The 13205-nt window shown below is 74.5% G+C and carries 13 protein-coding genes; all 13 read left to right on the top strand.

From position 1 onward, the window contains the following. Positions 1-23 precede the first annotated feature (23 nt). The 13 genes from pyrF to IOD16_RS25450 all read left to right on the top strand — a co-directional run bounded on the left by pyrF (position 24) and on the right by IOD16_RS25450 (position 13074). On the top strand, positions 24-824 hold the full coding sequence (pyrF, locus tag IOD16_RS25510; RefSeq protein WP_123748498.1) for an orotidine-5'-phosphate decarboxylase: 801 nt from the start codon (positions 24-26) through the stop codon (positions 822-824). Positions 825-1125: 301 nt separating this feature from the next. Further along, positions 1126-1443, top strand: coding sequence for an integration host factor, actinobacterial type (gene mihF / locus IOD16_RS25505; protein WP_077005726.1), 318 nt, complete (start codon positions 1126-1128; stop codon positions 1441-1443). After that, complete coding sequence (gene gmk, locus IOD16_RS25500) at positions 1440-2039, top strand: guanylate kinase (RefSeq protein WP_201436439.1); 600 nt, start codon at positions 1440-1442, stop codon at positions 2037-2039. Before mihF ends, gmk begins: the two co-directional genes overlap by 4 nt. Positions 2040-2122: 83 nt before the next feature. Next, the gene (rpoZ, locus tag IOD16_RS25495; protein WP_053721631.1) at positions 2123-2401 is read left to right on the top strand and encodes a DNA-directed RNA polymerase subunit omega; all 279 of its coding nucleotides are present in this window, start codon (positions 2123-2125) and stop codon (positions 2399-2401) included. After that, on the top strand, positions 2398-3636 hold the full coding sequence (gene coaBC / locus IOD16_RS25490; RefSeq protein ID WP_201436438.1) for a bifunctional phosphopantothenoylcysteine decarboxylase/phosphopantothenate--cysteine ligase CoaBC: 1239 nt from the start codon (positions 2398-2400) through the stop codon (positions 3634-3636). Before rpoZ ends, coaBC begins: the two co-directional genes overlap by 4 nt. 63 nt (positions 3637-3699) lie before the next feature. Next, positions 3700-4902 carry a methionine adenosyltransferase gene (metK, locus tag IOD16_RS25485; protein ID WP_201436437.1) on the top strand — a complete coding sequence of 401 codons (1203 nt, stop codon included), beginning with the start codon at positions 3700-3702 and terminating at the stop codon, positions 4900-4902. 220 nt (positions 4903-5122) lie between these two features. Continuing rightward, a complete protein-coding gene (locus IOD16_RS25480; RefSeq protein WP_123746574.1) occupies positions 5123-7108 on the top strand; it encodes a primosomal protein N' in 1986 nt (661 codons plus the stop codon). Positions 7109-7221: 113 nt separating this feature from the next. After that, the gene (ggt, locus tag IOD16_RS25475) at positions 7222-9009 is read left to right on the top strand and encodes a gamma-glutamyltransferase (protein ID WP_201436436.1); all 1788 of its coding nucleotides are present in this window, start codon (positions 7222-7224) and stop codon (positions 9007-9009) included. 200 nt (positions 9010-9209) lie between these two features. After that, the gene (locus tag IOD16_RS25470) at positions 9210-9362 is read left to right on the top strand and encodes a hypothetical protein (RefSeq protein WP_170185289.1); all 153 of its coding nucleotides are present in this window, start codon (positions 9210-9212) and stop codon (positions 9360-9362) included. 48 nt (positions 9363-9410) lie between these two features. Then, positions 9411-9953, top strand: a complete 543-nt coding sequence (gene def, locus IOD16_RS25465) for a peptide deformylase (protein WP_201436435.1) — start codon at positions 9411-9413, stop codon at positions 9951-9953. 197 nt (positions 9954-10150) lie between these two features. Beyond that, positions 10151-11080 (top strand): methionyl-tRNA formyltransferase, encoded by a 930-nt coding sequence (gene fmt, locus IOD16_RS25460; protein WP_123746577.1) that lies wholly within the window; start codon positions 10151-10153, stop codon positions 11078-11080. Beyond that, on the top strand, positions 11077-12504 hold the full coding sequence (locus tag IOD16_RS25455; protein WP_123746578.1) for an RsmB/NOP family class I SAM-dependent RNA methyltransferase: 1428 nt from the start codon (positions 11077-11079) through the stop codon (positions 12502-12504). The genes fmt and IOD16_RS25455 overlap by 4 nt, the downstream gene beginning before the upstream one ends. A 36-nt stretch (positions 12505-12540) precedes the next feature. Next, positions 12541-13074: a flavoprotein gene (locus tag IOD16_RS25450; protein ID WP_442978060.1), complete on the top strand. Its 534-nt coding sequence runs from the start codon at positions 12541-12543 to the stop codon at positions 13072-13074. Positions 13075-13205 lie beyond the last annotated feature (131 nt).

Below are 13205 nucleotides of genomic sequence, written 5' to 3'. Positions count from 1 at the left end.
TCGGCGAGAGGTTCGGCGCGCGGATGGCGAAGGCGGTGGCCGAGCACGGCCCCCTGTGCGTGGGCATCGACCCGCACCCCGGCCTGCTGGCGTCCTGGGGCCTCTCCCAGGACGCCGCGGGGCTGGAGCGGTTCGCGCTGACCTGCGTGGAGGCGTTCGGCGGCCACGTGGCGCTGGTGAAGCCGCAGGCGGCTTTCTTCGAGGCGCACGGGTCACGGGGCGTGGCGGTGCTGGAACGGGTCGTGGCGGACCTCAGGGACAGCGGCACGCTCGTGCTGGTGGACGCGAAGCGCGGCGACATCGGCTCCACGATGGCGGCGTACGCGGCGGCGTACCTCACCGAGGGCTCCCCGTTGGCCGGCGACGCGGTCACCGCGTCGCCGTACCTCGGCTTCGGGTCGCTCGACCCGGCCCTGGAAGCCGCCGCCGCGAGCGGTCGCGGAATATTCGTCCTCGCGTTGACTTCGAATCCCGAGGGCGCCTCGGTGCAGCGCGCGGTGGGGCCCGACGGGCGTTCCGTGGCGCAGTCGGTCGTGGACGCCGCGGCCCGCGCGAACGCCGGTCTCGAACCGCTCGGCGACGTCGGCCTGGTGGTCGGCGCGACCGTCGGCGAGCACCGGCTGGACCTCTCCGACCTGCACGGATACGTCCTCGCGCCCGGTTTCGGGGCCCAAGGCGCGACCGTCGCGGACCTGCGCGCGCTCTTCGGCGCGGACCTGCGCGGGGTGCTCCCGACGACCTCCCGGGACGTGCTCAGGCACGGCCCGGAAGCCGCAAAGTTGCGGTCGGCGGCGGCCGCCGTGCGGCGCTCCCTGGAGATGTGATCACGATCAAATCGCGACACGCTTCACGTGGTCCGCTCACCTGCGCAAACGTTCCCTGGTACGGTCCTGCCCACCGACAGGTCCATCACCCATCGAGCGCATACCACACACGGCGTGCGCAAGGCGTTACCGGTGGCGGTGACGGGCTTGTCGGTGGGTGTTGGTACTACTACCACCCGCCGCAACCACTCCAGCGCTGAAAGATTCACCTGACTGGGACCCACGTTGTACCCAGGCAATTGCGCTCGGTACGGTCGCGGCACCGATCCAGAATTGAAATTCCCACACCACGGAGGAAATCGTGGCCCTTCCCCAGCTTACCGAGGAGCAGCGGGCCGCAGCGCTGGAGAAGGCTGCTGCCGCTCGTCGCACTCGGGCTGAGCTCAAGGAGCGCCTCAAGCGTGGCGGCACGAACCTGACCGACGTGCTGAAGGCCGCCGAGAGCGACGAGGTCCTTGGCAAGATGAAGGTGTCCGCGCTGCTCGAGGCGCTTCCGGGCGTCGGCAAGGTGCGTGCGCAGCAGATCATGGAGCGCCTTGAGATCGCTCCGTCCCGTCGGCTGCGCGGCCTGGGTGAGCGGCAGCGCAAGGCGCTGCTCACCGAGTTCAGCGGCGAGTGAGTGATGGCACCGGGGTGGGGTCGGGCGTTCGCGCCCGGCCCCGCCTCACCGTTCTGTCCGGTCCGTCCGGCGTCGGCAAGTCCAGCGTGCTGGCCGAGCTGCGCCGGATGGAACCGGAGATCCACTTCAGCGTCTCGGTGACCACGAGGAAGCCGAGGCCGGGCGAGGTCGACGGGGTGCACTACCACTTCGTCGACACCGCCGAGTTCCGCGAGATGGTCGCCAGGGGCGAGCTCCTGGAGCACGCCGAGTTCGCGGGCAACTGCTACGGCACCCCCAAGGCGCCGGTGGAGCTGGCCCTGGCGGCCGGCACGCCGTCCCTGCTGGAGATCGAGCTGCAGGGCGCCCGGCAGGTCCGGGTCGCGATGCCGGAGGCCCGGCTGGTCATGCTGGCCCCGCCGTCGTGGGAGGACCTGGTCGGCCGGTTGACCGGCCGCGGCACCGAGGACCCCGCCGTCGTCGCCCGCCGGTTGGAGATCGCCAGGGAGGAACTGGCGGCCGAGCCGGAGTTCGACGAGGTCGTGGTGAACGACGACGTGCGATCCGCCGCCGTGAGCTTGCTAAACTTGGTGGTCGGCCCGGTGCCCGACGCGTGAGCACGCGCGTCGCGAGGCACGGGACGGTTGTCTCGACACGACGGCAGCACAGACCCACCCCTGAACCGCAGGAGCGTTGACGAGTGACCACGCACACCGAGCTGGGCCCGCTCTCGGGTACTCCGGAGGGCATCACCAACCCGCCGATCGACGACCTCCTGGAGCAGGTCAGCTCGAAGTACGCGCTGGTGATCTACGCCGCCAAGCGCGCGCGCCAGATCAACGACTACTACGCGCAGCTCGGCGAGGGCCTGCTCGAGTACGTCGGCCCGCTGGTCGAGCCGGGCCCGCGCGAGAAGCCGCTGTCGATCGCGCTCCGGGAGATCCACGCGGGTCTCCTCGAGCACACCGAGGGCGAGTGACCGAGGCCGTCGCCGCCCCCGAACGCCCCACCGTGATCCTCGGGGTGGGCGGGGGCATCGCCGCCTACAAGGCGTGCGAGGTGCTGCGCCGGCTCACCGAGTCCGGCCACGACGTGCGCGTCGTGCCCACGGAGGGCGCGCTGAAGTTCGTCGGCGCGGCCACGTTCGAGGCGCTGTCCGGCCGGCCCGTGCAGACCGGGGTGTTCGAGGACGTCCCCTCGGTGCCGCACGTGAAGCTGGGCCAGCACGCCGACCTGGTCGTCGTCGCGCCCGCCACGGCGAACCTGATCGCGAAGGCCGCCCACGGCCTGGCCGACGACCTGCTCACCAACACGCTGCTGACCGCGCGCTGCCCGGTCCTGCTCGTGCCGGCGATGCACACCGAGATGTGGGAGCACCCGGCGACCCGGGCCAACGTGGCGCTGCTGCGCTCGCGCGGCGTGATCGTCGCCGAGCCCGCCAGCGGCCGGTTGACCGGCAAGGACACCGGCAAGGGCCGGTTGCCCGAGCCCGCCGAGATCGTCGACCTGGCCCGGTTGCTGCTGGCGCGCCCCGACGCGCTGCCGCGCGACCTGGAGGGCGTGCACGTCGCCGTGTCGGCGGGCGGCACGCGCGAGCCGCTCGACCCGGTGCGCTTCCTGGGCAACCGCTCGTCCGGCCGGCAGGGCTTCGCGCTGGCCAGGGTCGCCGCCCAGCGCGGCGCCCGGGTGACGCTGGTCGCCGCGCACACCGCGGACCTGGTCGCGCCCGCCGGGGTGGACGTCGTGCGCGTCGGCTCGGCGCTGGAGCTGCGGGACGCGATGCACGCCGTCGCCGCCACCGCCGACGTCCTGGTGATGGCCGCGGCCGTCGCCGACTTCCGCCCGGTGGACCTGGTCCAGCACAAGATCAAGAAGACCGATCGCGACCCCGACCCGGTCGCCCTCACCCGCAACCCGGACATCCTGGCCGAGCTGGTCGCCGCCCGGCGGCCGGGGCAGGTCGTCGTGGGGTTCGCGGCCGAGACCGGGGACGCCGACACCGGTGTGCTCGACTACGGCCGCGCGAAGCTCGAGCGCAAGGGCTGCGACTGGCTCGTGGTCAACGCCGTCGGCGACGGTCGCGCCTTCGAGGTCGAGGACAACGCCGGCTGGCTGCTGTCCGCCGACGGCGCGGAGACCCCGATCCCGCACGGCTCGAAGGCGCGGCTGGCGTCCGCATTGTGGGACGCCGTCGCCCCGACCGTCGAACGGTGACGTTCGCGCCCGGACGCTCAGTAAGCTTGGCACCATTCGCAGATCGGACAGTTAGGGAGTGTCGTGAGCCAGCACAGCAGCAGGCTGTTCACCAGTGAGTCGGTGACCGAAGGGCACCCCGACAAGATCTGCGACGCCATCAGCGACTCGATCCTCGACGCGCTGCTGGCCAAGGACCCGCGCTCGCGCGTCGCGGTGGAGACGATGGTCACCACCGGCCAGGTGCACGTGGCGGGCGAGGTCACGACCGAGGCCTACGCCGACATCCCGTCGATCGTGCGGGACAAGATCGTCGAGATCGGCTACGACTCGTCGGCCAAGGGCTTCGACGGCTACTCGTGCGGCGTGAACGTGGCCATCGGCTCGCAGTCGCCCGACATCGCGCAGGGCGTGGACACCGCGTTCGAGGAGCGGGTCGAGGGCACCGAGGACGAGATCGCCAAGCAGGGCGCCGGCGACCAGGGCCTCATGTTCGGCTACGCCTGCACCGACACCCCCGAGCTGATGCCGCTGCCGATCGCGCTGGCGCACCGGCTGTCGCGGCGGCTGACCGCGGTCCGCAAGGACGGCACGGTGCCGTACCTGCGCCCCGACGGCAAGACCCAGGTCACCATCGAGTACGCGGGCGACCAGCCGGTGCGGCTGGACACCGTCGTGGTGTCCACGCAGCACGCGGACGGCATCGACCTGGAGAAGCTGCTCGGCGTCGACATCCGGCAGCACGTCGTGGCCCCCGAGGTCGACGCGCTCGGCCTGGACACCTCGGACGTGCGGCTGCTGGTCAACCCGACCGGCCGGTTCGTCATCGGCGGCCCGATGGGTGACGCCGGCCTGACCGGTCGCAAGATCATCGTCGACACCTACGGCGGCATGGCCCGCCACGGCGGCGGCGCGTTCTCCGGCAAGGACCCGTCGAAGGTGGACCGGTCCGCGGCGTACGCGATGCGCTGGGTGGCGAAGAACGCGGTGGCGGCGGGTCTGGCCACGCGCATCGAGGTGCAGGTGGCGTACGCCATCGGCAAGGCCGCCCCGGTCGGCCTGTTCGTGGAGACCTTCGGCACCGAGACGGTCGACCCGACCAAGATCCAGCAGGCGATCGGCGAGGTCTTCGACCTCCGCCCGGCCGCGATCATCCGCGACCTGGACCTGCTGCGCCCGATCTACGCCCCGACCGCTGCGTACGGCCACTTCGGCCGCACCGACGTCGACCTGCCGTGGGAGAGCACGGACCGGGCCGACGCCCTCCGCGCCGCCGCCGGCGCCTGACCGCTCCGGCGCGGTCGAGCCGATCTCCAGGACGGGCACGGCACTCCGATTCCGGGGTGCCGTGCCCGTCCTGCGTCCGCCGGGGGCGTCACGGGCCGGGTCACCCGCCCGTGATCTTGCTTGGCTCGAACGTTTGTTCGATACTGGGGTCATGACCGGACGGTTCGCGGTGGGGCACCGGGTTGCGGGCGCGCACCCCGGTCTCTGGTAGACCTCCACCGTGGCGGGCGAGGCGACGACCAGGCGCGGCGAGCGGGTTCCCGCCGCCTCGCTGCCGGTCGCCCGCGTGTGCGTGGACGTGCCGCTGGCGCACCTCGACCGGCCGTTCGACTACCAGGTCTCGACCGAGCAGGACGCGGACGCCGTGCCCGGCTGCCGGGTGCGGGTGCGGTTCGCCGGCCAGCTCGTGGACGGCTACCTGCTGGAACGGGCGGAGTCCTCGGAGTACGGGCGGAAGCTGACGTTCCTGGACCGGGTGATCTCGCCGGAGCCGGTGCTGTCGCCGGAGGTGGCCGAGCTGGCGCGGGTGGTCGCCGACCGGTACGCGGGGTCGTTGATCGACGTGCTGCGGATGGCGATCCCGCCCCGGCACGCGCGGGCCGAGGCCCGGCCCTCCGACGAGCCCGCGCCGTTGCCCGCGGCGCCGCCGGACGAGGGGTGGGCGCGCTACCCGTTCGGCCCGAACCTGCTGGACGCGCTGCGGTCCGGCCGGGCCGCGCGGGCGGTGTGGCAGGCGCTGCCCGCCGAGGACTGGCCGGCCCGGCTGGCCGAGGCGGCGGCGTCGGTGGCGAGCACCGGCAAGGGCGCGCTGGTGGTCGTGCCGGACCACCGCGACCTGGCCCGGCTGCACCGGGCGTGCGCGGCGCTGGTGGGCGAGGCGGGCGTGGTGACGCTGTCGGCCGACCTCGGCCCGTCCGAGCGGTACAAGCGGTGGCTGGCCGTGCGGCGGGGCGCGGTGCGGGTGGTGCTGGGCACGCGCGGCGCGGCGTTCGCGCCGGTGCGGGACCTCGGGCTGGTCGCGATCTGGGACGACGGCGACGACCTGCACTCCGAGCCGCGGATGCCGTACCCGAACGTGCGCGACGTGCTGGTGCAGCGCTCGCACCTGACCGGCGCGTCCCTGCTGGTGGGCGGCTTCGCCCGGACCGCCGAGGCGCAGCTGCTGGTGGACAGCGGCTGGGCGCACGAGGTGGTCGCGGCCCGCGACACGCTGCGCGCCGTGGCGCCGCGGGTGGCGGCGGTGGGGGAGAGCGACTGGCAGGAGGTCAAGGACGCGGCGGCGAGGTCGGCCAGGCTGCCCTCGATCGCCTTCGACGCGGCGCGGGCCGCCCTGGCCGCCGACACCCCCGTGCTCATCCAGGTGCCCCGGCGCGGGTACGTGCCCGCGCTGGCCTGCGGTCAGTGCCGGTCACCGGCCAGGTGCCGCCGGTGCGCGGGCCCGCTGGCGCTGCCGGGCGGCACCCAGGACGGCGTGCCGAGGCCCGCGTACTGCCGGTGGTGCGGCGCGACGGAGGCGGCGTACCGCTGCCCGAACTGCGGCTCGCGCAGGCTGCGCGGCCAGATCATCGGCGCCCGCCGCACGGCCGAGGAGCTGGGGCGCGCGTTCAGCGGCGTGCCGGTCCGCACGTCCGGCGGCGACGAGGTGCTGGCGGACGTGCCGGGCGGCCGGTCGCTGGTGGTGGCCACGCCGGGCGCGGAGCCGTTCGCCCCGGGCGGCTACGGCGCGGCCCTGCTGCTGGACGGCTGGGCGTTGCTCGGCCGGGCCGACCTGCGGGCGGCGGAGGAGGCGCTGCGCCGGTGGATGACGGCGGCGGCGCTGGTCCACGAGGCCGGGCGGGTGGTCGTGGTCGCGGACTCCTCGTTGGCTCCGGTCCAGGCCCTGGTCCGGTGGGACCCGGTGTGGCACGCGCGGCAGGAGCTGGCGGCGCGGGCCGAGCTGGGGTTCCCGCCCGCCGTGCGGATGGCGACCGTGGACGGCGCGCCGGACGCGCTGGCCGGCGTGCTGGAGGAGCTGGACCTGCCGTCGACGGGGGAGATCCTCGGCCCGGTGCCGCTGTCGGAGGACAAGGAACGCGCCCTGGTCCGGGTGGCCAGGGCGGAGGGCCGCGCGCTGGCGGCGCTGCTGGCCGACGTGCTGGCCGTGCGCAGCGCCCGCAAGGAGCCGGACGTGGTGCGGGTCAAGCTCGACCCGCTCGAAGTCCTCTGACCCCGGCGTCCCGCCCGGCCCGGGCCCGCACCCTCGAAGTCCTCTGCCGCCCGACCCGACCCGGCGACTCCCGGGTGGTTCTGCTTCGCGCCGGGGTGGGGTAGAAGGGAACGATGCTCCGGTCGACTGTCGCCAGCGTCCTCGCATCACTCCTCGTCGCACCTCTCCTGCCCGCCACCGCCACCGCCTCCTCCGCCGCCGACCCGCCGCGCGTGCCCGAGGCGGTCGGCTTCGGCGGCGTCGTGTCCAGCGTCGACCCCGACGCCTCGCAGATCGGCGTCGACGTCCTGCGGCGCGGCGGCAACGCGGTGGACGCCGCCGTCGCCGTGGCCGCCGCCCTGGGCGTCACCGACCCGTTCTCGGCCGGCATCGGCGGCGGCGGGTTCCTCGTGCACTACGACGCCCGCACCCACCGCGTGTCCACAGTGGATGGCCGGGAGACGGCGCCCGCCTCCGCCGACGCGGACCTGTTCGTCGAGAACGGCCGACCGATCCCGTTCGCCGAGGCCATGACCAGCGGGTTGTCCGTGGGCGTGCCGGGCACGCCGCGCACCTGGCAGCAGGCGCTGCGGCAGTGGGGCACGTGGTCGCTCGACCAGGCCGTGCGCCCCGCGGAGGACCTGGCGCGGCGCGGCTTCACCGTCGACGCCACGTTCCACCGGCAGGTCGCCGCCAACGCCGACCGGTTCGCCGACTTCACCTCGACCAGCGCGTTGTACCTGCCCGGCGGCGCGCCGCCCGCGGTCGGCAGCACGTTCCGCAACCCGGACCTCGCCGACACCTACCGCCGGCTGCGCCGGGACGGCATGTCGGCGTTCTACCGGGGCGAGGTGGGCCGCGACCTGGTGGCGGCGGTCCGGCAGCCACCGGTGAGGCCCGGCGCCACCCGCGAGGTCCGGTCCGGCGACCTGACGGCGGCGGACCTCGCCCGGTACGAGGCCCCGCTGCGCGAGCCGACCCGGGTCCGCTACCGCGACCACGACGTGTTCGGCATGGCGCCGCCCTCGTCCGGCGGCACGACCGCCGGCGAGGCGTTGAACATCCTGGAGACCACGGACCTGGGCGCGGAGACCCCGGTCCAGTACCTGCACCGGTTCCTGGAGGCGAGCCGGCTGTCCTTCGCCGACCGCAACCGCTGGGTCGGCGACCCGGCGTTCGGCGACGTCCCGACCGCGGAGCTGCTGTCGCAGCGCTTCGCCGACAGCCGCGCGTGCCTGATCTCGCCGACGGCGGCCATGACCGGCGCGGTCGCGCCGGGCGACCCGCGCGAGCCGACGCCGTGCGGCACGAGCGGCGAGCCGGCCGCCACGCCGTACGAGGGCACCGACACCACGCACCTGACGGTCGCCGACCGCTGGGGCAACGTGGTCGCCTACACGCTGACCATCGAGCAGGAGGGCGGCAGCGGCATCGTGGTGCCGGGTCGCGGGTTCCTGCTCAACAACGAGCTGACCGACTTCTCGTTCACGCCGGTCACGCCCGGCGTGCCGGACCCGAACCTGCCCGGACCGGGCAAGCGCCCGCGCTCGTCCATGACGCCGACGATCGTGCTGCAGCACGGCAAGCCGGTGCTGGCGCTCGGCTCGCCCGGCGGCGCGACCATCATCACCACCGTGCTGCAGGTGCTGACCCGGCGGCTGGACCGCGACACACCGCTGGTCGAGGCCATCGCCGCGCCGCGCGCGTCCCAGCGCAACGCCGCCGACACCCAGGCCGAACCCGCGTTCCTGGCGGGCGCGGAGGCCGCCGCGCTGCGCGCTCTGGGGCACCGGTTCACCTCGACCGCCGAGATCGGCGCCGTCACGGCGGTCGAACGCCTCCCCGACGGCCGGTGGCGCGCGGCGGCCGAGACGACCCGCCGCGGCGGCGGCGCGGCGCGGGCGGTGTGGCCGACGCGATGACGTGGTGTGGTCCCACCCGCCCCTCAGCCGGGTGGGACCACGCCGGTCGGGTCGGGTCGTGCGCGGCTCGGCCCGGCCCTGAGCAGTCGACCGCGTTGAGCCGGAAGTCCCGGTCGGGGGGGGGGGCGCTACTCCGAGCGGACGCCCGCCGACGTCCCCCGAGCGCACCCTGGAGGGACGCGAGGAGCTGAGGAGCGGACATGACCACCATCACGATGACATCCACGACCGGCGCGGTCGCCGAACCGGTGGCCGGCGCGGTGACGCCGGTCGTGACGGCCGCCCGGTTCGTCGGGCACTTCCTGGCCGCGCTGGTCGGCGTCGCCTTCCTCGGCCGTGACCTGGAGCACTGAGCGTGCTTTCGTAGACTGGGACCTTCCCCCAGGCTTCGAGGAGTGCGCGTGACCGTCCAACCGATCAGGCTGTTCGGCGACCCGGTGCTGCGGACGCCCGCCGTCGAGGTCACCGACTTCGACGCGGAGCTGCGCAAGCTGGTCAAGGACCTGTGGGACACCATGAGCGAGGCGGGCGGGGCCGGGTTGGCCGCGCCGCAGCTGGGTGTCGGCCTGCGGGTGTTCACCTACCACTGCGACGGGTTCGCCGGTCACCTGGTCAACCCGACGTTCGAGGTGGTCGGCGAGGAGGAGCAGGACGGCCCGGAGGGCTGCCTGTCCATCCCCGGCATGTCGTGGGACTGCCGCCGGCACCGGCACGTGGTGGCCAGGGGCTGGAACATGCACGGCGAGCCGATCGAGGTCGAGGGCACCGACCTGCTGGCCCGCTGCATCCAGCACGAGACCGACCACCTGGACGGCGTGCTGTTCCTGGACCGGCTGGACGACCGGACCCGCAAGGAGGCCATGCGGGCGATCCGGCAGCAGTCGTGGTTCGACGGCGGCGTGCCGACGATCAAGCAGTCGCCGCACCCGTTGTTCGGTGCCTGATCGCCGCTGCTCCGCGACCGGCGGGCCCGGTCGTCCCCCCGTCGTCCCCGGGTCGGCCTCGCGGGCGAGCTGGGCGCGAGGCGCTCTTCTAGACTTGCGGTCCGCGGTGTCGCGGTAGATGCGAGGAGAGTGCGTGTTCGTCCAAGGAGCCAGGCCGTCCCGTCCGAGTCCCGACGTGCGTTGCGGAGGGGTCTGACATGCGGCTGGTCTTCGCGGGCACGCCCGAGGTCGCGCTGCCGTCGTTGCGGGCGCTGCTGGAGTCCGGCCGGCACGAGGTCGTGGCCGTGGTGACGCGGCCGGACGCGCCCGCCGGCCGCGGCCGCCGGGTGGAGCGCTCCCCGGTCGCGGCGCTGGCCGACGAGCGCGGCATCGAGGTGCTCACGCCGGCCAAGGCGGGCGACCCGGCGTTCCAGGCGCGGCTGAAGGAGCTGGAGCCGGACCTGTGCCCGGTGGTGGCCTACGGCGCGCTGCTGCCCGAGTCCGCCCTGGCGATCCCGCGGCACGGGTGGGTGAACCTGCACTTCTCGGTGCTGCCGGCCTGGCGCGGCGCGGCGCCCGTGCAGGCGTCCGTGCGGCACGGCGACGACATCACCGGCGCGACCACGTTCCGCATCGTCAAGGAGCTGGACGCGGGCCCGGTGTTCGGCGTGGTGACCGAGCGGGTGCGCGACCGGGACACGGCCGGTGACCTGCTCGGCAGGCTCGCCGAGTCCGGCGCGCGCCTGCTGCTGTCCACTGTGGACGGCATCGCGGACGGCACGCTGCGGCCGGTGGACCAGCCCGCGGAGGGCGTCAGCCACGCGCCGAAGGTGGCCGTGGACGACGCGCGGCTCGACTTCGGCACGCCCGCCGTCGCGATCGACCGGGTGGCCCGCGCGGTGACGCCGGACCCCGGCGCGTGGGCGGAGTTCCGCGGCGAACGGCTCAAGCTCGGCCCGGTGCTCCCGGTCGAGGCGGGGGAACCGCTCGCGCCCGGCGAGATCCGGGTGGAGCGCAAGCGCGTGCTCGTCGGGACGGCCACCGACCCGGTGGCGTTGGGCGAGGTGCAGGCGCAAGGCAAGAAGCGGATGTCGGCGACCGACTGGGCGCGCGGCGCCCGGATCGAGGCGGGGGAACGGATTTCATGACCCAGAGGTCTTCGCGTCCATCCCGCCCCCAGCGGGCGCACCCGCCACGCGGGCGCACCGGCCCGGCCCGGCCGCCGGTGGAGGACCCGGCGCGGCAGGCCGCGCTGGACACGCTGCGCGCCGTCCGGCAGCGCGACGCCTACGCGAACCTGGTGCTGCCGGGCATCCTGCGGGAACGCCGGATCACCGGGCGCGACGCGGCCCTGGCGACCGAGCTGACCTACGGGTCGCTGCGCGCGCAGGGGCTGCTGGACGCGGTGCTGGCGGCCTGCACCGACCGGCCGCTGTCCGAAGTGGACGGCGCGGTGCTGGACGCGCTGCGGCTGGGCGCGTACCAGCTGCTGCGCACCCGCATCCCGGCCCACGCGGCGGTCGCCTCGACGGTGGACCTGGTGCGCGCCGACCGGGGCTCGGGCGCGGCCGGGTTCGCGAACGCGGTGCTGCGGCGCGTCACCGGCCAGGACGAGGCCGCCTGGGTCGAGGAGGTCGCGCCGGACGAGGACACCGACCCGATCGGGTACGTGGCCATGGCCAACGCGCACCCCCGGTGGATCGCGCAAGCGTTCGCGGAGGCGCTCGGCAGTCGCGGCGAGCCGTTGCGGGAGGCGCTGGCCGCCGACGACATGCGGCCGGCCGTGCACCTGGCGGCCAGGCCCGGTGAGTGCGCCGCGGACGAGCTGGCCGCGATGACCGGTGGCGAGATGGCGCCGTACTCGCCCTACGGGGTGCACCTGGACGCGGGCTCGGGCGACCCGGGCGACCTGGAGGCGGTGCGCGAACGGCTGGCGACCGTGCAGGACGAGGGCAGCCAGCTGTGCGCGGTGGCGTTGACGCGGGTGCCGGTCGAAGGCCGGGACGAGCGGTGGCTGGACCTGTGCGCCGGACCCGGCGGGAAGGCCGTGCTGCTGGGGTCGCTGGCCCGGTTGTCCGGCGCGTCGATGGACGCGGTCGAGAAGGCGCCGCACCGGGCGGAGCTGATCCGCAAGGCGATGGGCGACCTGCCGATCGCGGTGCACGTGGCCGACGGCCGGGAGTCCGGGCTGGAGGAAGGCGGGTTCGACCGGGTGCTGGTCGACGCGCCGTGCACCGGGCTGGGCGCGTTGCGACGCCGTCCGGAGGCGCGGTGGCGGCGGCAGCCGTCGGACGTCGCGCCGTTGGCGAAGTTGCAGCGCGAACTGTTGACGGCGGCGTTGTCCCTGGTCAGGCCGGGGGGTGTGGTGGCGTACGTGGTGTGCACGCCGCACCTGTCGGAGACCGTGGGCGTGGTGGGCGACGTGGCGCGGCGGACCGAGGCCGAGTGGTTGGACGCGCGGGAGTTCTTCCCCGGCGTGCCCGACCTGGGCGACGGGCCGCAGGTGCAGCTGTGGCCGCACAAGCACGGGACGGACGCGATGTTCTGCGCGATCCTGCGGCGGCCCGTGTAGCCGTCGTCGGCGGGAGCGGTGGGGGGAGTGGTCCGGGTGAGCGGTGCGGTGCTCGGGGTGGTCGCGTCGGCGGCGGGCGGGGTCGAGCGGTGGTTCGTGGACGCCCTGGCCCGGCCGCTGGCCGAGAAGGGGTGGCGGTTGGCCGTCACGCTCACCCCCTCGGCGGCCCGGTGGCTGGAGCCCGGGACGGAGGCGCTCGGGGCGTTGACCGGGTTGCCGGTGCGGTGGACGTCCCGCCTGCCCACCGAGCCCAAGCCCCACCCGGTGCCGGACGCGTTCGTGTTCGCGCCGGCGACCGCGAACTCGCTGGCCAAGCTCGCCCTGGGGATCGCCGACAACCAGGCGCTCACCGTGCTGTGCGAAGCGCTGGGCCGCCGCGCGCCGATGGTGGTGCTGCCCCAGCTGTCCGACGACCAGGCGGCCCACCCCGCGTTCGAAGGCCACTTGGCGGTGTTGCGCTCCGCCGGGGTGGTGTTCGCGACCGATCCCGCGTCGGTGGTGCGTGAACTGGATCGGGTGGCGCCGCTCGTCGCATTAGGTGAAAACGACGGTAACGGCGCAACCGGCTGAATTGACAGCCAGTCGAGACGCGTAGCAGTCTGGATTGTGTCGAATTTGTACGGCCGGGATCGTGAATGGGCTTCGGTTCTCCGCTTCCTGTCCGCGCCCGGTGGCCTGCTGGCCATCGACGGCCCGCCGTG

Source organism: Saccharothrix sp. 6-C, from assembly GCF_016695385.1.
GTDB lineage: Bacteria > Actinomycetota > Actinomycetes > Mycobacteriales > Pseudonocardiaceae > Actinosynnema > Actinosynnema texasense.
The sequence above is the reverse complement of the archived record's forward strand: the minus strand, read 5'-3'. Positions and strand labels throughout refer to the sequence as shown.

Coding starts and splice junctions, on each gene's coding strand:
- pyrF (WP_123748498.1), top strand. CDS start 24: ATGGCGAAGGCGGTGGCCGAGCACGGCCCCCTGTGCGTGGGCATCGAC.
- ggt (WP_201436436.1), top strand. CDS start 7,222: ATGCTCCGGTCGACTGTCGCCAGCGTCCTCGCATCACTCCTCGTCGCA.
- IOD16_RS25470 (WP_170185289.1), top strand. CDS start 9,210: ATGACCACCATCACGATGACATCCACGACCGGCGCGGTCGCCGAACCG.
- fmt (WP_123746577.1), top strand. CDS start 10,151: ATGCGGCTGGTCTTCGCGGGCACGCCCGAGGTCGCGCTGCCGTCGTTG.
- IOD16_RS25455 (WP_123746578.1), top strand. CDS start 11,077: ATGACCCAGAGGTCTTCGCGTCCATCCCGCCCCCAGCGGGCGCACCCG.